We start from the raw sequence: 21,240 nt of genomic DNA, 5'->3' as shown, positions 1-21,240 counted from the left end.
AATTTCAGAAAACGGTGTCTTTTATCTGAACGTAGTGGGATATAAATTTATTACCGACACTTATTTTTACGACATAGTAGACAGCTTTTATCTGAACGTAGTGGGATATAAATGAATGGCATATAACTGGACCGGGAGAAAACATATATATCTTTTATCTGAACGTAGTGGGATATAAATTATACCCAACTATTAGACTCTTTGCTAACGCCTCTACTTTTATCTGAACGTAGTGGGATATAAATAAAGGATCTAATATGGCACATACGGCGGATATTCCTCTTTTATCTGAACGTAGTGGGATATAAATTTAGTCCAATTGCATATCCAATTAAAGCTGCAGCACTTTTATCTGAACGTAGTGGGATATAAATGTAAACGACATAATCGCATGGCAGGACATAGTAGAACTTTTATCTGAACGTAGTGGGATATAAATGATATAAAAGTAGATGCAGAGATTGTTACTACTCCTCTTTTATCTGAACGTAGTGGGATATAAATGATATAAAAGTAGATGCAGAGATTGTTACTACTCCTCTTTTATCTGAACGTAGTGGGATATAAATGTTGGAATAACCGTTCCGGGAGCTCCGCCGAATGTGACTTTTATCTGAACGTAGTGGGATATAAATTTAGGAATAGCGGAAGTAAAAGACGAGAAAATACCACTTTTATCTGAACGTAGTGGGATATAAATAACCTAATATACAACCACTCATTTTTTTATTTATGCCCTTTTATCTGAACGTAGTGGGATATAAATGGGAGATAGAGTATAAATGGGGAGAACAGTTTGCACCTTTTATCTGAACGTAGTGGGATATAAATAAATGTAGTGATTTTGTTAAATGTAACAAGCGCAAACTTTTATCTGAACGTAGTGGGATATAAATTATCCTTTATGCATAATATGGTGAAGCTGATAGTTAGCTTTTATCTGAACGTAGTGGGATATAAATTCGGTTGAGGGATTACATGAACATCTTTGATATCAACTTTTATCTGAACGTAGTGGGATATAAATAGGGAAACCGCGAGAATCTACAACAAGCAATGATCCCTTTTATCTGAACGTAGTGGGATATAAATCATTTATACTTACCAACTGTTTTAGAAAATGAAATCTTTTATCTGAACGTAGTGGGATATAAATATTGATTCTCCTATTAAGACTCTTTCATAAATAGCTTTTATCTGAACGTAGTGGGATATAAATTGATTTTAGGTGCTGCCTTTTCTAGTCCTTTTTTCCTTTTATCTGAACGTAGTGGGATATAAATGTAATGATATTGTTGCTAGTTTCACTAACGCAGTTTCTTTTATCTGAACGTAGTGGGATATAAATTTAAACGTTGCAACTCTAATTCCATTTGAAGATTATCTTTTATCTGAACGTAGTGGGATATAAATTAGACAAAACATTGTTTAGCTTGAATGTTCTTTTTCTTTTATCTGAACGTAGTGGGATATAAATATTTACAGAGTCATTTCCTTATACTCTACGGAAAATCTTTTATCTGAACGTAGTGGGATATAAATTACTATAGACATTATCCTCAAGCTTTTGCTTAAGATCTTTTATCTGAACGTTGTGGGATATAAATTTATTAGTTGTAGCGCTAAAAAGAACTTATCGAACAGCTTTTATCTGAACATTGTGGGATATAAATGTTAGTTGCGCTAACGTTGGGTTTTTACCAACTAAATCTTTTATCTGAACGTTGTGGGGGGAATTAAAGGCTGCGAATATCCCTTGGATTTCTTCTGTATTGTATCCAATTTCATCTGAAATTCAGGAGATTTAAAGAAGTCAATAGCATAAGGTGTTTCTGATTTCCTTAACGTTTCATCTGAATTTAGTAGGGGATTAAGATTTGAAAGCGGTGTGCTGTAGAAATTTCTGTAACGGTTTTATCTGAACATTTCGGGATAAAAATAAATCTTTCAAACGCTCTAGTTCTCCAGTTCGTTCCCTTTTATCTGAACATAATAGAAAAAAGTCGATAAATTGATTAGAAATAAATCATTTATTTCTAATCAATTTTATTATCATTATCAGTTTCGTCATATCCTTACATCATCTACTTGTACAAAATTTCCAATTCATTTTCAGTTTCAAAAACTTTTCTAGTTCCCTAATCCTTTGCTCCCTCTCAATAAACAAAGCTTCTGCTTCCTCTAATGAAATTTCCTGAAAACAAATTTCCCTTCCAAGCTTCATCTGCGCTACTAAAGATAAATCCACTGATATTACCTGCGCAATTTTCGGATATCCACCTGTAGTTTGCCTATCCGCAAGTAAGATAATTGGATGTCCATCTGGCGGGAGTTGGATGGTTCCGACTGTTACGGCTTCTGAAAGCAACTCAAACTTTTCATCTAGCTTTATCTCTGGTCCACTTAATCTATATCCCATCCGATCAGACTGCGGAGTAACAGTAAATTTCCCAGCATAGAAATTTTTCTGACTATTAGAAGAGCACCTAGAAAAATGGCTTCCTGCGATAACTCGAATTGTATGTTCATTTGATAATGTAATAAACTTGTAGAAATCCACAAACCACCTCGTTGTAATAAAGGGTTGAGCAGTATCTTTCTTTTTGAGTTTATTAAATAGATTTAATGAATAATCGGAGATAGAATTAGTCTCTAATTTATCTCCAGCCTTCAGCGCCCTTCCTTCATAACCACCTAACCCCGCACGTAAATAGGTACTTTTGCTAGTCATCACCTCAGGAATGGCAAAACCACCTGCAATAGTAAGATAAGCACGACATCCAGACTTTATTTTTCCGAATTTCAAGACACTTCCTTTTTTCACTAGAACAGGTCTCCACATAGGAACTTGCACCCCTTCTACTTCTGGGGACAAATCTCCGCCTGTAATAGCAATAAGTGCATCTTCTTCCAATAAAAGTGTAGGACCTAACAAAGTAATTTCTAAGCCAGCTTCTCCCTCTTGATTCCCAACAAGTAAATTGCCAATTCTAAGAGAATAGGTATCCATCGCCCCACTAACAATCACACCATGCTTTTGGAATCCATACCTCCCCAGATCTTGAATACTCGAAAGCATACCAGAACTAATTACAGCGATTGTCATTCTATTTCCTCCTTCTGATAAAGAAACTCTTGTTCAGAAATAGGAACAAATTTCACAATGTTTCCAGCTTGAAGCAAACAAGGTGGGGTCTTATCTGGTAAGAATAACTGTAATGGTGTTTGCCCAATAAGTTGCCAGCCCCCTGGTGTTGCAATTGGATATACACCTGTTTGCCCCCCTGCAATTCCTACAGATCCTGGTGGAATCAATTGCCTTGGAGTAGAACGCCTCGGCGTTGCAATTTTTTCTGACATTCCTCCTAAGAAAGGGAATCCTGGAGCAAACCCAATCATATAGACACGATATTCTCCATTGGAATGAATATCTATAACTTGATCTACCGTAAGAAGGTTATGCTTTGCAACTTTCTCTATATCCGGACCATATTCTCCACCATAGCATACCGGAATTTCAATGACTCGATTGTTTGTCCGTTTACCTTCTTCAAGTTGATCGATAACCTCTTCAATCACAGATTTCACGATTTGAAATGGTGACACGTGATTATTCACTTGTTTAAAAGACTCATAGACTACAAACGGATGATAATATACTGCTACATTTGTATAAGCAGGTACACATTCAATCATACCTGGAAAAGGATTGTTTTCTAGATCATTAGCCAACATCTGCACTTTTTCATAAATGTCTGAATTAATCCTATTTCCAAACCGAACGATAATCGCAGAATCTCCAAACGGTTCTATACTTATATTAAGGGTATGCTTTGATGCATGAATCAGTTAACTCACCGCTTTCTTCTCCTATACTATATTTTAATTCTTTGCCTTTTCATATTTATTATCTTAACATGCACCATTATAAAAATTCTATATTTTCAGATTAATCAACATTCCTCAGAATAGAGACTATTTTATTTTTCAAATAAATTCAATTGATTGCTATTGAAAAAAATGCTCTTAAAAAACTAAAATAGAATAAAATAAATCTTTAAAAATACAGTCTAGGAGAATTACAAATGCTCATCCGAAATGTCCAACAAACTGATTTAACTTCATTATTAAAAATAGAAAATATCGCTTTTACCCCAGCAGAAGCAGCAACAAAAGAAGCTTTTATAAACAGAATTCGTACCATTTCTGATACGTTTATTATTATAGAAGAAAACGGAGTAGTTGTTGGGTATGTTAATGGACCTGTCATTTCAGCACCGTTTATTACCGATGACTTATTCGAAACTACAAATCCAAATCCACCAAAAAGCGGTCATCAAAGCATTTTAGGAATTGCTGTTCATCCCAATTATCAAGGAAAAGGAATTGCTAGTTTATTATTAAAAGAATTAGAAAAAATAGCAACTAAAAACGAACGATTAAGCATCACCTTAACCTGCCATAAAGAATTAATTCCTTTTTATGAGAAAAACGGCTATGAAAATCAAGGGATTGCCGACTCCCAGCATGCTGGAGTTGAATGGTTTAATATGAACAAACCGTTGAAATAAGAAAACTTACAACATTTATTAAAAATGTCCAGTCTTAGCACTTTAATAAATGTTGTAGCCCTTCTCCTCGATGCTATCGTTCATCAGGCTAAAGACTCTTTCCAACTTTTCCAATCTAATAAGTTGTTCCTCCTATTTTCTATACAAATTTAACTACTTTATATAGTAACTATTGGATATGGTTCTAATCAGCAATAATAAACGCTCATTCTTCCCAGCAAGTAATTTCATCGATTATCCAGCCCATTTTCCTGATGACAAAAAGGGTAAATCATGATAAAGTAAATTAAAAGAAATACATAAATAACAAATAGTTATTCAAAACCTAATCAAAAACTAATCAAAAAAATGGAGAGTGAAAAGCATGCCCTTAATTAGACTTGATATGATGGAAGGTAGATCCGAGAAAGAAATAAAAGAAATTCTTGATGTAGCACATGACGTTATGGTTCGTAACTTCCATGTACCGGAAAGAGATCGATATCAAATTGTTTCCCAACATAAACCGTATGAAATGATAATCCAAGATACAGGCTTAGGTTTTGAACGATCTGAAAAGGTAATTGTTTTTACGATTACAAGTAGAGCAAGAAAACAAGAGCATAAAGAAAAGTTTTATCAAGAATTAACGGAAGAATTAGAGGCTAAATGTGGAATTGCACCTAATGATGTGATGATTTCTATGGTGATTAATAATGATGATGACTGGTGCTTCGGATTTGGTGAAGCACAATTTCTAACTGGAAAATTATAAAATTCAACTACCCCATATGTGTAGAAAAGTTGTTTTTACACATATGGGTTTTTTATTCATTCTCCCCTTCTCTACATAAAAAAATAAAGGTACCTCCATTAAAGATACCCCTTACTTATTTCTTTATTCGCTATATACCAAAGCTTTCTGACTTGTACCAAACTCTTTGATTTTATTTCTTACCGCTTCTTTCACAGCCTCCATTCCTGGTGTAAGAATAAATCGAGCATCATATACCTCTGGGTTTTCTGCAAGTACCTGGCGAACCGCTTTTGCCCATGCTTGCAAGCATTCCGTATTTACATTTATTTTTGCATGTCCTAGCTCTATCGCTTTTCTTATTTGGTAGTCTGGTATACCCGAACCACCATGAAGTACTAATGGTACTCCGGTTAATTCCGCAATCTCTTTCATCTCGTCAAACCCTAAAACCGGTTCCCCTTGATATGGACCATGAACAGAACCTAATGCAGCTGCCAAAGCATCTACTCCTGCCTCATGAACAAGACGCACACACTCGAGGGGATCTGCGTATTGAATTCCTCCAATTAATCCATCTTCCATTCCTCCAACAGTGCCTACCTCTGCTTCAACTGACACTCCCTTTGGCTTTGCATATTCTACTACCTCTTTTGTCATCCTAATATTTTCTTCTATAGAATAGTGAGAACCATCTATCATTACTGAGCTAAAGCCTGCATCTATTGCCTGTTTGCAACGTTCCACATTCATGCCATGGTCAAGATGAAGTGCTACCGGTACAGTAATATTTAATTCCTTCACTAGTTGCTTAACTACGACTGCAATTGTTTTAAATCCTCCTAAATAATCCACTATTCGGTCAGAAGCTGCTACAATAACGGGTGCCTTTTCTTCCTCGGCCGCCTGAAGGATTGCTTCAACCCATTGAAAGTTATTCATATTATATTGCCCAACTGCATATTTCCCTTGTTTTGCTTTTTGTAACATTTCATGCATCGAAACAATTGTCATGTAAAACACCCCTATTTCTCATTAAAAGCCACTTTTTCTGTATATTCTGAATATTAAATGGTTATTACTTTCTTTTTTCTGAAAAATGTATTACAGCGGGAGGTGGTTCCCCTTAACTTCACCTCCCTGAACCTACTACTTTATTAATTCTGATGTATTTTGTCTCATCCTGCTGGTATGTATGGATCCACTTTCATTTCTTTTAAATGTTTAACCCATCCCTAATAGACTTCAATGTTACTTCATTTGACCAGTCCGCTTTGTCTGGATAAGCAAATACAGAGTTTGTGACAATGCCATCAAACTTAAATTCTCTTAATTTACGATAAAGCGTCTCAAAGTCTACTTCTCCTTCACCAGGATTTAAATGCTGATGAATGGTTACATTGGCATTTGGTGGATTAACAATATAGCGTAAGCCAAAAGCAGCTTTATGGTTCATCGTATCTGCAATTAATACATGTGCAAGTAAATCCTTTGCTTCGTCTAATTGTTGGGCAATATCCCCTTTTCCATCATCATAAAAGAAGGCATGTGCAACGGAGTATACTAGCTTAATCCAATCCTTATCTAACCCACGAATCATGCGAACAGCTTCTGTATTAAGCTCGATAAAATCATTAGGGTGAGATTGAAGATTCAGCTTTATTCCTTCTTTTTCAAAAATAGGCATTAATTCATCCATCGAGCGAATAAAGGAAGCTTCACTTTCCGTTGGACGACTCTTATCACCTGCAAACTCAGAGTTCATTAAGTCCACCCCTAATTCAGAGGTAATTTCTATACAACGTTTCCAGTTACGAACAGCTGATTGTCGTTCTAATTCATCTGGAGAAGACCATTGTTGAACAGGTAAAACAGAAGAAATTTTCACTCCTGCATCTGAACAGTATCGCTTTAAATCCTTGATTAATTGCTTATCAACCTTTGGATATTCATAAAACCAAATAAAATCTTTACGAGGGGAAAGTTCTACATATTCATACCCAAGTCTTGCTACATTATCAATCGTTTCTTTTAATCCTGTATTATCTCTATAATGGGATGGATCATAAGCTAAAATCATTGTTCATTCCTCTTTTCTGTTAAAATATTTTATTCTAGTAGTCCGCTATTTTCAGAGATAAAATGGCGGACTACCAAGAAATTAAGTTTCTATTTATCAATTAGACATTTGCAGTCTTTAAATTATTTTTATAAAAATCTGGTTGCTCCTGTAATACAACTTCCTCTTTCAATCCAGAGTTTTGTGCTTTAATACACGCATCTGCTGTAACTTGGGCAATATAACCATCCCATGAAGTTGGACCTTTAGGCTCACCAGTTTCTTTAATAGCATCCATAAAGTGCTGTAATTCTACATCATAAGCATCTACGAAACGCTTCTTCCAATCCATTAGAATTGTGGACCCTAAAGTAGCATTTTTTCGGAATGGAACCGTTGCAACCTCAGGCAATTTAACAATGCCTTCTTCTCCAACAACCTCGCATTGAATGTCATAGCCATATTTACAGTTAACGGATATTTCTGCATTGATAACAATTCCTGATTGCGTTTCTAAGATAACAATTTGAGGATCTCTTAAATTTTCATGAGCATGACTAGTTTTCTTAGGGAACAATACTTGCACTGATTTATAATCATCATTTACTAACCAATGAAGAACGTCAATTTCGTGAATTAAAGTATCACTAATTGCCATATCTGTAGAATAAGTAGTGTCTACTTCTGGATTTCTATGTGCACAATGTACCATTAATGGATTTCCAATAAAATTATCGTCAATTAACTCTTTTAATTGAGCATATCCGCTATCATATCTACGCATAAATCCAACTTGTACCAAGCGTTTACCATGTTTCATTTCCGCTTCCACTATACGCATACATCCCTCAGCAGTTGTTGCAAGTGGCTTCTCACAGAAAACGTATTTTCCAGCTTCGATAGCTGCTAATACACTCGCTTCATGTGCTGGTCCCCAGCTTGTTACAAAGACTGCATCTACATTTCCTTCTGCGATTAATGTTTTATCATCTGGAAATACAACCGCATCTAAATTAAATTGTTCCACCACATCTCTAGCTGACTCTTGATTAACATCCGTAACTGCTACAATTTGTCCTCCAGATAACTTTTTAGTGATTCTTTTAATATGCTCTCTGCCAATGGCACCAGTTCCAATTACACCTATTTTCAACGTCATTTTATTTAAACTCCTTTTTAATTTTCATTTTTTGTTATGCGCTTACAATTATAAACTACGAAAATATTATTTGGCTATTTTCTCCATTCCTTTTTCTTGGTTACGGAAATATTCTTCTAATTCTTCTAAAGAACGACCTCTTGTTTCCGGCAAATATTTCTTAACAAATGCGATTGCAAAAATACCTAAGACTACGAAAACAAAGAAGGTTGTAGATAATCCGATACCAGCCATTAAGACCGGAAAGGAGAATCCAATTAAGAAATTCGTAATCCATAGACAAAATACCGTTACTCCCATGCCAAGACCTCTTACTCTTTGCGGGAAAATTTCAGATAACATTAACCATGTTACCGGAGAAATTGCGCCTTGCTGAAATGCTAAAAATGTAACAGTTAAGGCAAGGACCACATAAGGCAAGGACGGCTCTCCCTTTAGTACTAATGAGAAGATTCCTATTAATAGTAAGGAAATAGTGGTACCAATTTGTCCTGTTAGTAGCATTGGCCGTCTCCCTACTTTACCCAAAAGCCATATTCCGACAAACGTAGCTAGAACAGAAATGACTCCATTTGCTATATTCCCTATTAATGCTGCTTCCGTACCAAATCCAGAATCTCTTAAAATTTCCGTTCCATAATACATAATCGAATTTACACCTGTAATTTGTTGAACAATTGCTATTCCTAATCCGATAAAAACGATTCTTCTAATCCACGGTGTAGCAAGGTCTTTATATGTTGCTTTCTCTGTTTTCTCTTCTTTTGATATAGCGTTTTCAATTTCTTGCAGCTCTTTTTTGGCCTGCTTCTTATCTCTTACCTTTTCTAAAATTTGTAATGCTTCTTCTTTACGCCCCTTTGATGCTAACCAACGTGGACTCTCAGGTACTCGAAGCATTCCAAAGAATAGAAACACTGCTGGAATTGCCGCAATTACTAACATATATCTCCAAACATGTGTTGCATCACCAAGTACATTACCTATTATTGCGTTAATTGTAAATGCAAGTAACTGACCAGTTACAATCATCAATTCATTCTGTGTTACCATTCTTCCTCTACGCTCTGCCGGAGACATTTCAGCTAAGAAGGTTGGTACCGTAACAGAAGCTCCACCTACTGCCAACCCTAGTAAGAACCGGAAAATTACCATGACTAAAACATTCGGCGCTAACGTACAGCCGAGCGTTGCAACGAAAAAGATGAAAGCTAAGTATAAGAGACTTTTTCTACGACCGTATAAATCTGCTAATCTACCAACAAGTACTGCTCCGAATGCAGCTCCGAATAATAAGGAACTCGTAACTAACCCTTCCGTTAAAGGTGTTAAATTGAGTTGATTTTCATCTGACATAAATGGTAAAGCACCATTTATAACACCTGTATCATACCCAAATAGCAACCCACCAAATGTTGAAATTAAAGTAATCAACATTAAGGATTTCCTGTGAGATTCGCCACCTTTTCTCCCTTGTTTTATCCCCATACTCTTAATCCCCTTTATATATGATTTTTTTCAACAAGTTTTCATCAATATACTTTCTAGCTATAAGAGCGTATTCTAAAGGATGTGCAATGGCTGGATCTTGTTCTGCCTCGATGACTATCCAACCATTGTAATTTGTTTCAATCAGATATTTATATACTTCCTTAAAATCAATACACCCATCTCCCGGTACAGTAAACATTCCTTTTAAAAACGATTGCAAAAAAGATAATTTACTATTTTTACATTCTTCCAGTGTTGGTAACCGAACATCTTTAAAATGTACATGTTTGATACGATTGCGATGTTTCTTTAAAAGAGTCATATAGTCATTATCTGATACAAAAATATGCCCTGTGTCATACAATAAATGAACATAGGATGGATCTGTAAAGGCCAATAATCGATCAATTTCTTCTAAGGTCTGCACTCCAGTTCCTAGATGATGATGATAAACAAGATGAAGATCATACTCCGCAGCAATTTTTCCAAGCTCGTTTAAACCTTGTGTGAATACCTTCCACTCTTCATCAGTGAAAAAAGGTTTCTCCCCAAAAACATTTTTTTCTATTCCTTGAATACTATAGGTTTGCTCAGATACTACAGCGACAGAGGCATTAACCTCCTGTAAATAAGCACAATGCTCGTGAAAAGATTTTGTTACGGTTTGTATTCCATCTCGTAATAGATAGCTGCTAAACCACTTACCAGCAATCTTTAACTTTCTTAGCTCTAGCTCTTTTTTCAACACGTTCGTATCTGGAAAAAATCCACCAGCCTCAGTTCCTTGAAAGCCTGCAACAACAATATCGCTTAACAAATGTGAAAGAGTATTCCCTGCTCCAATTTCTGGTAGGTCATCATTTCGCCACCCAATTGGAGCAATTCCCCATATGATCCCCTCTGTCATTTTCCTGTTCCCCTTTTAATATTGTTTAGCTTGTTGCAATTTATTTTGTCTCTGCTCATTTGCCTTTCTTACCGCTTCACTTTCAGAAACCTCCGCTACCCCAACATTCCACCAGCTTTCATAGCCATCTGTCATTGTTTTTGGCAGCACTTTCATTTCTATTAAAGTTGAGATATTTTGCTTTTTAGAATCCTCTAAAGCAGCTTTTAATTCCTCTACTGTATTGGCTTTATACACTTTCGCTCCATAGCCTTCTGCTATTTTTGCATAATCGATATTCATAATATTTTGGTTGAAATCTCTTAATTCACAGAAAAAGCTTCCATTTCCATGATCCATCTGTAGATTGTTAATACAGCCATAACCAGAGTTATCGAATAATAAGATATTGATTTTTTTGCCGTACTGTAAACTTGTAACCAATTCAGTATGAAGCATTAAGAAACTACCGTCTCCAACAATTGAATACACTTCTTTATCTGGTTCTGCCAATTTAATTCCTAATGCTCCTGCTATCTCATATCCCATGCAGGAGTACCCATACTCAAGGTGATAGGTATTTGGAATAGATGAATGCCATAATCGTTGTAAGTCTCCTGGCAATGAACCAGCTGAACAAATTATTGTACTGTCTGGAGCAATCGTTTCATTAATGGCAAGCAAGGCGGTTGTCTGCGCTAATTCCGTTTGCAGCGTATCTGCATATTCATTTAGGATTTCTTGTGAAAAATGTCCCTTTATTTCTGGATCAAAGTTTTCGCGAGTAAAGGAAACGTTCGCTAGACGATCTCTTTCTCGAAGCCATTCTTCTTTTAAAATACGTATATCATTACCATAAGAGGTTTGATAACCTTCTAAGAGTGGAAATAACTGTTCTAACGCTGTTTTTGCATCTGCCACTACTTGGAAAGCATCAAATTTATATGCTTGCATGCGACTTACATTTATATTAAGGAATTTTGTCTTTTCAAAATTAAAAGCCGTTTTTGATGATGTAGCAAAATCTGTATATCTAGTACCAATTCCGATAATTAAATCTGCATCGTATGCTGCTTTATTCGCTGCAAGTGTTCCAGTGATTCCCATTCCACCCAAATTATTTATAAATTCACTTTCCACAGCGGATTTTCCAGCCTGTGTTTCCACTAAAGGAATTTGATAGGTCTCTGATAGCTTTATAAGTATTTCCCTTGCTTCCGAATATTTCGCTCCCCCACCAACAAGAATTAATGGTCTTTTACTTTCTTTAATCAGTTTTTCAGCACCCTTTAACTCTCTATCACTAGCTGGTTTACGATCGATATAGTGAACTCTTTTTTCAAAAAATTTCACATCATAATCAAAAGCTTCTCCTTCAACATCTTGGGAGATACATACGGTTGCAGGTCCTGCCGTTGCTGGATTTGTCATGACTTCAAAAGCACGCAATAGACTAGACATTAACTGCTCCGGTCTTGTAACACGATCCCAGAAACGAGACACGGACATGAAAGCATCATTTGTTGTTACAGCAAGACTGTGATCATGCTCCAATTGCTGTAATACCGGATCTGGTTGTCTAGTTGCAAAGGTATCAGAAGGTAGAAGTAAAATGGGAATATTATTAGCAAATGCTGTTGCTGCAGCCGTAACGACATTTGCCGATCCTGGACCAGATGAAGTAGTTACTGCATAAATCTTTTGGCGTAGCATTTGTTTGCTATAAGCAATAGCTGCATGAGCCATCCCTTGTTCGTTTTTTCCTTGATAAATTTTTAAATGACCAGGATTTTGTTCCAACGCCTCTCCAATCCCTAAAACATTTCCATGTCCAAAGATATTAAAGATTCCTTCTACATATGGAAATTCCTTGCCATCAACATGAAGATATTGCTGGTTTAAAAATTTTATGAGTGCTTGCGCAGTTGTTAGTCGAATCGTTTCCATCATTTTAAACCTCCATACTTAAACTTCAATTTTTTCATTTTTCTTGATTAATGCTTCAATTTCCTCAACCTGTGGCATCGCTTCTGATGAGCTATGTTTGCTTACTACGATAGAAGCAGAGGCACTTCCATATTTAAGAGCTGTCTCAATATCTTTTCCAGAAATCAATGCATAAAGGAAAGCAGAGGCATAGGAATCGCCAGCGCCAAATGTTTTAAGGACATTTGTTTTATAGGCTTGAGCACGGTATAGTTCGCCTGATTTTGTATAAGCATAGGAACCTTGAACCCCATGTTTAATTACTACCAAATCCGCTTCATGCTGGAATAAATAGTGAACCGTTTCATCGTTTTTTCCATCTTGCTTATTTTCCATTACGTCATATTCATCTCTTGTCCCAATGACGATATCTGATTGTTCTGCGATTAACGAATAATATACTGCTGTTTCTTCAGGGGACTGCCATGTATACGGACGATAATCTAACTCAAATACAACCTTTACATTATTCTTTCTTGCAGCGGCAACCGCTTTAATAACCGCTTCTCTTGAAGGGCTTTTTGCTAATGCTGTCCCAGATACGAGGAGGACTTTTGCTTTTTTAATATATTCTTCATCTACTTCAGAAGGAGCTAAATATAGATCAGCAACATCATCTCTATACATTAAAATACTGCATTCATCAGGACTTAAGATTTCGGTAAACGCAAGACCTGTCTTGTGTCCCTCCTTATCAAATACCATATTGGAAACGTCGATGCCGACTCCTTGCATGTAGCTTTTAATAAATCTGCCATGCTGATCATCTGATAATTTTCCAATAAAACCTGCTTTCAGCCCTAATTTACTGCCGCCAATCGCGATATTAGCTGGAGATCCTCCTACATATTTTGAAAAAGTCATTGTTTCTTCCATTGGTCGGTTATACTCTACTGCATTTAAATCAATACAAGCTCTGCCAATTGCGATGATATCTAATTCCTTATTGTCGTTAAATAAGTAACTCATTTAAGGGCACCCCTTTTCTAATTAGCGATTAATAATCCATTCATGATCTTTATCATTATTAAATTTCCATATTCTCGTAGGTCCTGCCATTACATTTAAATAGTAGGAAGCATATCCATCTGGAACCCCTACTGGATGATAGCCTTTTGGAACGATGACAACATCTCCATTTTCCACTGCCATTGTTTCATCCAGCGAGCGATCATCTGTATATACTCTTTGAAAAACAAAGCCTTGTCTTGGATCAATTTCGTGATAATATGTTTCTTCTAAAAATGATTCCTCAGGGAGATTATCCACGTCATGTTTATGTGGAGGATAACTAGACCAATTGGCTGTTTCCGTAAATACTTCCACTACTAATAAGCTATTAGCCGTCGGATCCGAATCTGGCAATATATTATGAACAAGACGTTTATTATTAAATTTTCCGCGCTCTTCTACACCAATTTTTTCTGCTTTAATTAATCTTGTTGGTAGTGATTCCGTTGATGGAGAGTAGCAAAGGGCAATTACCGCTTTGTTTTTCGCTACAATTTCAAATCGCTTATCGTTTGAAACGTACACACTATCTGTTGGAATTCTTTCGAAAACGTTCTCTCTTGTTCCAATATTTTCAAAAATAGCCGTTTCATCCGTAACAGTCACTTTTCCAGTAACTACTACAATACAGCATTCTTTCTCTTGAAGACTTTCCGTGTATGTTGCACCAGGAGCAAACTCTAGTAATTTAAATTCTACATATTCAAGAGGTGAATTTTCTTTTAAAACTTCATGGATTGTCTTTACACCATCTACAGCTTCATTAGATTGGTATTTTCGTAATAGCTTACTCAATTTCTATAACCTCCTATTTTTCGCTTCTATTACAGGGCTTAAAAAAGCCCTGTACTATTAATCTACTATTATTCAAACGAAGGTTTTGCGTATCTAGCCGTAACAACTTTTTTACGAGTATAAAAGTCCACGGAGTCTTTTCCATTAGCATGTAAGGTTCCATAGAAAGAAGATTTCCAGCCAGAGAACGGGAAGAATGCCATTGGTGCTGGTACTCCAAGATTGATTCCAAGCATACCGGCATCAATATTTTCTCTAAAATAACGAATGGCAGATGCATTAGATGTAAATAGACATGCACCATTTGCAAATTCAGACTGATTCGCTATTGCAATCGCTTCTTTCAAATTTTTCACACGGATAACGGATAATACAGGAGCAAAAATCTCGTCCTTCCAAATCGTCATTTCGGTTGTCACATTATCAAAAATAGTTGGTCCAACAAAGTAGCCTTCCTCAGGTGCTGACTCTCTTCCATCACACACAAGATTCGCACCTTCTTCAATTCCTTTTTCGATATAGCTAAGTGTTCGTTGTTTATTTTCTTCTCTAATGACTGGTCCTAAGAACACGCCATCTTCTAAACCGTTACCTATCTTAATATTTCCAGCGCGTTCTTTCAAAGCTTCCATAAATTGATCTGCAATACCTTCTTCAACTGTTACAACAGCACAAGCCATGCAACGTTCGCCAGCTGATCCAAAAGCAGCTGAAACAACATTTGTAATGGTATCTTCTAAATTCGCATCATTTAATACAATCGTGTGGTTCTTTGCACCAGTTAGTGCTTGCACCCGTTTTAAATTTTCACTTCCTTTTTTATACACATACTCTCCAACGGGCTTGGAACCAACAAACGAAATCGCTTTAATTTCAGGATGCTCTAAAATGCCGTTAACTACATCATGTGCACCATAAACGACATTGAATACGCCTTTTGGTAGTCCTGCTTCTGTAAATAATTCTACTAATCTCTTCGTTAATAATGGTGTTCGCTCCGATGGTTTCAAAACAAATGAATTTCCTAAAGCAATGGCCATCGGGAACATCCAACATGGAACCATCATCGGAAAGTTAAACGGTGCAATTCCGCCAACTACTCCAATCGGATAGCGATAATTAGTCGCTTCTACATCTGTAGCGATAGATGCAAGAGAATCACCCATCATTAAGGATGGTGCTCCAGCTGCAAACTCCACATTCTCTATCCCACGTTGTACTTCACCAAGTGCTTCTGTTAAGTTCTTACCATTCTCGATTGTAATCAACTGTGCTAGTTCTTCTTTATGTTGAGTAAGTAGTTGTTGATAGTTAAATAGAATTCTAGCTCTTCGTGGAACCGCAATATTCTTCCATTTTTCAAATGCAGCTTTCGCCACTTCTGCTGCATAATCAATATCTTCTTTTGTAGAAATCGGAACTTGCGCAATAATTTCTTTGGTAGCTGGATTATAAACATCTTCGTATGTAGTCGTTTTGCTCTCTACCCATTCCCCGTTTATATAGTTTTTTAATTTTTCAACCGCCATTTACCTTTCCCTCCTAATATCACTGCTACAAATTTATACTCTTCCAAAACATAACCAAAATATATTTCCACAACATGATTAAGCCAATCATTTTTACTCATATTTTGGACTCAAGTATATTTTTAATTACTTTTTTATCACCTTTTGGTTAAGTTTTGATAACTTATGATTACATCATAATATGTATAACGCTTACAGTCAATAATTTTACATCACAATTTTTATTTTTTTCGGAAAATAAAATCACATATTAATAGGAATCTACTAGGAAAATACAAAAAAATAATCAAGATAATTTAATTATTGATGAACTTTTGATTATTTTTTGGTATAATCAATATATAATTCCAGTAATCTTTCTAAAACTATAAAGTCCCATTGTTTATAATCAAAGAAAATAGTTAAAAATTAGAAATAGTATCTATCGTTAACCCAAAATTAACCTTAATAGAGGATGAATTTTTATGCTAAAAACAAAAAGAATTAAACAAATACAAGATTATGTATTTGAACATCAAACCGTTTCATTAGATGAGTTAGTCACAGTGTTTAACGTTTCAAAAAACACAATAAGAAGAGATGTACAAGAGTTGGTTGATCGAGGGGAATTGAAGAAAGTGTACGGTGGAGTCGCAGTTAATAATAGTACACTCGTATCGTTTACCGAAAGACAGGTTCAAAACAAAAGTGAAAAAGAGTTAATTGGAAAAATAGCAGCTAGTTTTGTAGATAACGGAGACATCATTTTTATTGACAGCGGCACAACGACACTGGAAATGACCGAATATGTAAAACATAAACAATTAACCATTATTACGAATAATTTGGATTTTATCATTCGTGCACTCCCCTATGAGAATTTAAATATTATTACATTAGGTGGCCTTTTACAGCGCAACACGAAATCATTTGCAAGTGTTAAAAGCACCGACATAATTAAAGAATATAATATTAATAAAGCATTTATGGCGTCTACAGGCATTTCTATTTCCAATGGTGTCACAAATTCTTCTCCACTTGAAAGTGAAATTAAGAAAAACGTCGTAGATAGAAGTTCAAAAATATTTTTACTAACAGACCATAAGAAATTTGATAAATATGCCTTAATGACTTATTGCCGTTTAGAAGATGTGGATTATATCGTAACAGATCTACCCCCAAATAATGAATATAAAGAATTTGCGTTAGAAAACAATATCGAGATAGTGGATGCTAGTAAAGAAAACATAGCGAATTAAAGCTAACTCCTTATCAAGTATCGTTTGGTGATACTTGATAAGGAGGATTTAATCAGCTCCTTTTTTAATGCTGTAAAATTCCAAAAAATAGAAAGAGACACGCCCTTATGTTCTTCCGTACTCTTTCATCAACTTCATCTTATTCTATTCATCTATTCTAAAATAATCAAAATCAGCGAAGCCACCTATTTCCTTTGTAGCAAAATTAAATAACGCAAATCGATACCCCATAAAATGATCTAATTTATATTTCATCTCTAGTTCATTACCTATTCTAATCCAATCCCTTTCATTCAAACTGTAATAAAAATACGCCTTATCTGTTTTCTCTTTAAAGTCACAGTCAATCCTAAAATAGATTCTCTCATGGTCTAATGGAACAGTCTCTATTATCTCAGGTTTTCCAGAGCTGGAACTTACCATTGTAATTACTTTAGATTCTTCTGTTACTTGTACACCTACATATCCATAATCCTTTTGAAAAGCTGCAAAACCTGCAATATCCCCCTCATTCATACCACTAACATCCATTGCAATCCTACCAGAGCATTCAGGTCCAAAGGTTCTTTGAGTAAGTGTATTCTTCGCTTCTTCTAAATGACTGCAAATGCTGCCAGTGATTAAACGTAAATAGCCAGGACGAGCAGTTAAAGACCATTTTGTATTATCAGGATTATGGTTCCACTGCCATACTAAAGCAAGGGAATCGCTCACATCATGGAATTCATCTGATGAAACAATATAATTTTTACTTTTTTGTTGAGGTAAAGGTATAGGAATCTGTTTAGGAACTCTATTATTCTCACCAAATACTGGCCAGTCATCTTCCCATGTAATTGGTACTAAACAAGGCATTCTACCTGCAGCACCATGATCACAAAATAAAAATCCATACCAATCACCACTATGGGTATCAATAATTCCTCCCTGCGCAATTCCCATTGGATCATTCACTGCAATTTTCCCTTCATAATCTCCATCCAATACACGTGCTCGATGCACTAGCTGTGTGCGATTTCCATTTTTGGGCCAAGTAATGGTAAAGACATAATAAAATCTATTTATTTTTTGAATATGAGTTCCTTCCGCTAACAATCCTTCTCCTTCCGTCACACCTGCTACTATACTAGCATTTGGAATAATTATCTTATGCAATCCGCCTTCTTTAATCGCTGTTGCATCCTCCGTTAATTCTATTGCTCGGATATTTCCACTACTATAAACTAAATAAACACGGCTATCATCATCAAATAATAGAGACATGTCATGATAATACCCCTTTAAAGTAGAACGCTTCCATTTACCCTGTTCCAAATCGTCTGTTTGAAAAATATATGTTTCATCTGTCGCCAAAGACCCTACTACTAGATAATAAATTCCTTGATGATAGCGAAGAGAACTAGCCCAAGATCCTTTCCCATACTCGTTCTTCCCATTTCTTAGCGCTTGTTCATCGTTTGATGCTAGAACATCATAGACATAATTTACAATTTTCCAATGCAAAAGATCCGTTGATTTCATAATTGGCACCCCAGGATTCATATGCATCGTTGTACTAGACATATAATAAGATTCACCAACTCTAATAATATCAGAATCTGGGATATCCATTTGAAGAATGGGATTTTCATAGGTACAGAGTTCTTTTGGCTGAGAACGATTAAATCGGGAATGATAACTCATTTTTTCAATTCCTCTCCCTCACTTTTTGTCTACAGTATTTCTTCCTTTAAAATAAACGCATATGAATTAAAATATTCACTGCGTTTATAAATTATCTCTATAATCGAAACTATAAATATACTATTTTTTAAAGAATACAGGCTCACCTGTTTCAGCAGATTGATAAATTGCTTCTAAAATTTCTGTTACGACTAAAGACTCCTCTGGCTTCACAATCGGCTCTGTATCATTTAAGATTGCTTCAATCCATAGTCTAATTTCTAAATCTGCTGCACTCTCTTCTGTTCCACTGAAAAATGCTACACCGTCCGATTCTAATGCCACTTTTTCCGTATATAACTTACCATATCTTTCACCATTTATTCGTAAACCATCTTTCATATCAGCTCCACCCTCTGTCCCACAAAGGGTACATTTCGCCTCGTCCTCATCTAAAGTATTAAGCGCCCAGCTTGATTCAAGAACAATGGTCGATCCATCCTCCATTTTAATAAAACCAAATGCAGAATCCTCTACTTTAAACTCATCTGGATTCCAGGAACCCCAAGCGTTTGCAGCATTTTCTTTCTTGCCTAGCTTTTGAAATGTGGATCCCATCACTACTTGTGGCTTATAATTGTTCATCATCCATAAAGTTAAATCTAGTGCATGTGTTCCAATATCAATTAAGGGACCTCCCCCTTGTTTTTCTGCATCTAAGAACACACCCCAAGTTGGTACTGCACGTCGACGAATCGCATGTGCTTTTGCATAATATATTTCTCCGAGTTCACCATTAGAGCATCGTTTATGTAAATACTGACTGTCTGGGCGGAAACGATTTTGATAGCCAATCGTTAGTTTCTTTCCTGTTCGTTTTGCCGCCTCTACCATTAAACGACCTTCCGCTGCCGTTTTCGCCATTGGCTTTTCACACATTACATGCTTTCCAGCTTCTAGAGCAGCAATCGTCACATCATAGTGATAATTATTCGGCGTACATACATGGACGACATCTATGGAAGAATCTTTTAGTAATTCATGATAGTCAGCGTAAACCTTTACTCCCTTTCCTCCATATTCAGCAGCTAATTCTTCCGCTCTTTCCCTATAAAAATCGCAAAAGGCTACTACTTCCACCGTATCCAATTTAGCTAGACTCGGGAGATGCTTTCCTTTTGCGATTCCCCCACAACCGATAATGCCTACTTTTAATTTTTCTGCCATATTCCTATTCCCCTTACATTTTATGATTTCTTCAGGTTCATGAATAAAGTTTATTCAAACACTCTAGAAATATAATAGACTATCCTTTTTTACATTTATAATTTATAGAAAGGCTTAATTTTTTACCATCCCCATAACCTAAGAATGCTTCAAAAAGATTTTGAAACACCCATCCCCATTACATTGAGGCCCACATTACACATTTCCCCAATACTTCTATAAAAGCTGGATTCAATAAACCTTCCTTGTTATGAGTCGGAGTTAAGCAGCAAACTTTCCCCTTTCCATACGAATGATACCAACCAGCAATAGACTGCCCATCGACTGAACTAGATTCAAGGAAAATAGTAGTATTTTCAGTATCACAATGAACAAAATAATGTTCATCTAATAAATCAAAGGATACATCATTAGAAAGGATGGCATTATCTGTTTGATTGGGATTGGTATATTGGACCATCTGATGCTGATCTGGATGATATTCAAAATAGCCTTTAAGCATCTGTGTATATTTACTATCTATTCCATAGGAAGCTAATCCAGAATGCCATGCCAGCCATCCCCCACCCGATTCTACGTAGTGGATAATGGCATTCGCTATTTCTTCACTCATCCACATGTTGACTTTATCATCTGTAGGATTCACGCGATTTTCTGTGAAGAGTATAACTACATCCGGTTTTTCTGCAATCCTCTCTAACAAGTCTACATGTTCACAGGTTTCTAATTTTATTTCACCATTTGATAGATATGGAGATAATGCTTCTTCTAAAGATTGTAATGCTGCTTCCTTACGGTGATAATAATCACCAACTATTGCTAAAACGAATGTGCTCATCATGATTTCCTATCCTCTCTATTATTTTCAAATTACATACTATTATCTGGCATAG

At 35.9% G+C, this 21,240-nt stretch carries 17 protein-coding genes and 1 CRISPR repeat array (1 of these 18 cut by a window edge); of the genes, 3 read left to right on the top strand and 14 right to left on the bottom strand.

Translation table 11 applies throughout. From position 1 onward, the window contains the following. Positions 1 to 1,673: direct repeats of the CRISPR family, unit length 29 nt; unit sequence CTTTTATCTGAACGTAGTGGGATATAAAT; it reaches 1,418 nt to the left of the window's first position. 407 nt (positions 1,674 to 2,080) lie between these two features. Both NYE52_RS06920 and pxpB read right to left on the bottom strand, forming a co-directional pair. Continuing rightward, complete coding sequence (locus tag NYE52_RS06920; protein WP_341192398.1) at positions 2,081 to 3,106, bottom strand: 5-oxoprolinase subunit C family protein; 1,026 nt, start codon at positions 3,104 to 3,106, stop codon at positions 2,081 to 2,083. After that, complete coding sequence (pxpB, locus tag NYE52_RS06915) at positions 3,103 to 3,846, bottom strand: 5-oxoprolinase subunit PxpB (protein WP_341195129.1); 744 nt, start codon at positions 3,844 to 3,846, stop codon at positions 3,103 to 3,105. The genes NYE52_RS06920 and pxpB overlap by 4 nt, the downstream gene beginning before the upstream one ends. 239 nt (positions 3,847 to 4,085) lie before the next feature. Here pxpB and NYE52_RS06910 point away from each other — a divergent pair, with 239 nt between their 5' ends. Both NYE52_RS06910 and NYE52_RS06905 read left to right on the top strand, forming a co-directional pair. Then, on the top strand, positions 4,086 to 4,571 hold the full coding sequence (locus tag NYE52_RS06910; protein ID WP_341192397.1) for a GNAT family N-acetyltransferase: 486 nt from the start codon (positions 4,086 to 4,088) through the stop codon (positions 4,569 to 4,571). A gap of 364 nt (positions 4,572 to 4,935) precedes the next feature. Beyond that, complete coding sequence (locus tag NYE52_RS06905; RefSeq protein ID WP_341192396.1) at positions 4,936 to 5,325, top strand: tautomerase family protein; 390 nt, start codon at positions 4,936 to 4,938, stop codon at positions 5,323 to 5,325. A 123-nt stretch (positions 5,326 to 5,448) separates the two neighbouring features. Here the strand turns inward: NYE52_RS06905 and fba are convergent, their stop codons facing one another. From fba to iolA, 9 genes are all read right to left on the bottom strand, one after another. Beyond that, the gene (gene fba, locus NYE52_RS06900; protein ID WP_341192395.1) at positions 5,449 to 6,318 is read right to left on the bottom strand and encodes a class II fructose-1,6-bisphosphate aldolase; all 870 of its coding nucleotides are present in this window, start codon (positions 6,316 to 6,318) and stop codon (positions 5,449 to 5,451) included. Positions 6,319 to 6,520: 202 nt separating this feature from the next. Then, positions 6,521 to 7,384, bottom strand: coding sequence for a sugar phosphate isomerase/epimerase family protein (locus tag NYE52_RS06895; protein WP_341192394.1), 864 nt, complete (start codon positions 7,382 to 7,384; stop codon positions 6,521 to 6,523). 100 nt (positions 7,385 to 7,484) lie between these two features. Further along, positions 7,485 to 8,522, bottom strand: coding sequence for a Gfo/Idh/MocA family protein (locus NYE52_RS06890; protein ID WP_341192393.1), 1,038 nt, complete (start codon positions 8,520 to 8,522; stop codon positions 7,485 to 7,487). A 66-nt stretch (positions 8,523 to 8,588) separates the two neighbouring features. Then, positions 8,589 to 10,010, bottom strand: a complete 1,422-nt coding sequence (locus tag NYE52_RS06885; protein WP_445669097.1) for a sugar porter family MFS transporter — start codon at positions 10,008 to 10,010, stop codon at positions 8,589 to 8,591. Positions 10,011 to 10,014: 4 nt separating this feature from the next. Next, positions 10,015 to 10,920: a myo-inosose-2 dehydratase gene (gene iolE / locus NYE52_RS06880; protein ID WP_341192392.1), complete on the bottom strand. Its 906-nt coding sequence runs from the start codon at positions 10,918 to 10,920 to the stop codon at positions 10,015 to 10,017. A 15-nt stretch (positions 10,921 to 10,935) separates the two neighbouring features. Further along, positions 10,936 to 12,849 carry a 3D-(3,5/4)-trihydroxycyclohexane-1,2-dione acylhydrolase (decyclizing) gene (gene iolD, locus NYE52_RS06875; protein WP_341192391.1) on the bottom strand — a complete coding sequence of 638 codons (1,914 nt, stop codon included), beginning with the start codon at positions 12,847 to 12,849 and terminating at the stop codon, positions 10,936 to 10,938. A gap of 15 nt (positions 12,850 to 12,864) precedes the next feature. Then, positions 12,865 to 13,854: a 5-dehydro-2-deoxygluconokinase gene (iolC, locus tag NYE52_RS06870; RefSeq protein WP_341192390.1), complete on the bottom strand. Its 990-nt coding sequence runs from the start codon at positions 13,852 to 13,854 to the stop codon at positions 12,865 to 12,867. 21 nt (positions 13,855 to 13,875) lie between these two features. After that, positions 13,876 to 14,691, bottom strand: coding sequence for a 5-deoxy-glucuronate isomerase (iolB, locus tag NYE52_RS06865; RefSeq protein WP_341192389.1), 816 nt, complete (start codon positions 14,689 to 14,691; stop codon positions 13,876 to 13,878). Between the two features lie 68 nt (positions 14,692 to 14,759). After that, a complete protein-coding gene (iolA, locus tag NYE52_RS06860; protein ID WP_341192388.1) occupies positions 14,760 to 16,220 on the bottom strand; it encodes a methylmalonate-semialdehyde dehydrogenase in 1,461 nt (486 codons plus the stop codon). 464 nt (positions 16,221 to 16,684) lie between these two features. Between iolA and NYE52_RS06855 the strand changes: the two genes are divergently transcribed. Continuing rightward, on the top strand, positions 16,685 to 17,458 hold the full coding sequence (locus NYE52_RS06855) for a DeoR/GlpR family DNA-binding transcription regulator (RefSeq protein WP_341192387.1): 774 nt from the start codon (positions 16,685 to 16,687) through the stop codon (positions 17,456 to 17,458). A gap of 144 nt (positions 17,459 to 17,602) precedes the next feature. Here the strand turns inward: NYE52_RS06855 and NYE52_RS06850 are convergent, their stop codons facing one another. The 3 genes from NYE52_RS06850 to NYE52_RS06840 form a co-directional block, all read right to left on the bottom strand. Continuing rightward, on the bottom strand, positions 17,603 to 19,141 hold the full coding sequence (locus tag NYE52_RS06850; protein WP_341192386.1) for a glycoside hydrolase family 43 protein: 1,539 nt from the start codon (positions 19,139 to 19,141) through the stop codon (positions 17,603 to 17,605). A 120-nt stretch (positions 19,142 to 19,261) separates the two neighbouring features. Next, positions 19,262 to 20,347: a Gfo/Idh/MocA family protein gene (locus NYE52_RS06845; RefSeq protein WP_341192385.1), complete on the bottom strand. Its 1,086-nt coding sequence runs from the start codon at positions 20,345 to 20,347 to the stop codon at positions 19,262 to 19,264. A gap of 178 nt (positions 20,348 to 20,525) precedes the next feature. Next, entirely contained in the window at positions 20,526 to 21,188 is a 663-nt protein-coding gene (locus tag NYE52_RS06840; protein WP_341192384.1) for a ThuA domain-containing protein, read from the bottom strand. Positions 21,189 to 21,240: the final 52 nt, after the last annotated feature.

Origin of the sequence: Niallia sp. FSL W8-0635 (assembly GCF_038007965.1) — a bacterium.
Classification (GTDB): Bacteria; Bacillota; Bacilli; order Bacillales; family Cytobacillaceae; genus Niallia.
The sequence above is the reverse complement of the archived record's forward strand: the minus strand, read 5'-3'. Positions and strand labels throughout refer to the sequence as shown.

What these genes read in the sequence shown, in the direction of transcription:
- NYE52_RS06885 (WP_445669097.1), bottom strand. Translation starts at nt 10,010, where the DNA reads ATGGGGATAAAACAAGGGAGAAAAGGTGGCGAATCTCACAGGAAATCC.
- NYE52_RS06845 (WP_341192385.1), bottom strand. Translation starts at nt 20,347, where the DNA reads ATGGCAGAAAAATTAAAAGTAGGCATTATCGGTTGTGGGGGAATCGCA.
- NYE52_RS06905 (WP_341192396.1), top strand. Translation starts at nt 4,936, where the DNA reads ATGCCCTTAATTAGACTTGATATGATGGAAGGTAGATCCGAGAAAGAA.
- fba (WP_341192395.1), bottom strand. Translation starts at nt 6,318, where the DNA reads ATGACAATTGTTTCGATGCATGAAATGTTACAAAAAGCAAAACAAGGG.
- iolA (WP_341192388.1), bottom strand. Translation starts at nt 16,220, where the DNA reads ATGGCGGTTGAAAAATTAAAAAACTATATAAACGGGGAATGGGTAGAG.
- iolC (WP_341192390.1), bottom strand. Translation starts at nt 13,854, where the DNA reads ATGAGTTACTTATTTAACGACAATAAGGAATTAGATATCATCGCAATT.
- NYE52_RS06855 (WP_341192387.1), top strand. Translation starts at nt 16,685, where the DNA reads ATGCTAAAAACAAAAAGAATTAAACAAATACAAGATTATGTATTTGAA.
- iolD (WP_341192391.1), bottom strand. Translation starts at nt 12,849, where the DNA reads ATGATGGAAACGATTCGACTAACAACTGCGCAAGCACTCATAAAATTT.
- NYE52_RS06850 (WP_341192386.1), bottom strand. Translation starts at nt 19,141, where the DNA reads ATGAGTTATCATTCCCGATTTAATCGTTCTCAGCCAAAAGAACTCTGT.
- iolE (WP_341192392.1), bottom strand. Translation starts at nt 10,920, where the DNA reads ATGACAGAGGGGATCATATGGGGAATTGCTCCAATTGGGTGGCGAAAT.
- NYE52_RS06890 (WP_341192393.1), bottom strand. Translation starts at nt 8,522, where the DNA reads ATGACGTTGAAAATAGGTGTAATTGGAACTGGTGCCATTGGCAGAGAG.
- NYE52_RS06840 (WP_341192384.1), bottom strand. Translation starts at nt 21,188, where the DNA reads ATGATGAGCACATTCGTTTTAGCAATAGTTGGTGATTATTATCACCGT.
- NYE52_RS06895 (WP_341192394.1), bottom strand. Translation starts at nt 7,384, where the DNA reads ATGATTTTAGCTTATGATCCATCCCATTATAGAGATAATACAGGATTA.
- NYE52_RS06910 (WP_341192397.1), top strand. Translation starts at nt 4,086, where the DNA reads ATGCTCATCCGAAATGTCCAACAAACTGATTTAACTTCATTATTAAAA.
- NYE52_RS06920 (WP_341192398.1), bottom strand. Translation starts at nt 3,106, where the DNA reads ATGACAATCGCTGTAATTAGTTCTGGTATGCTTTCGAGTATTCAAGAT.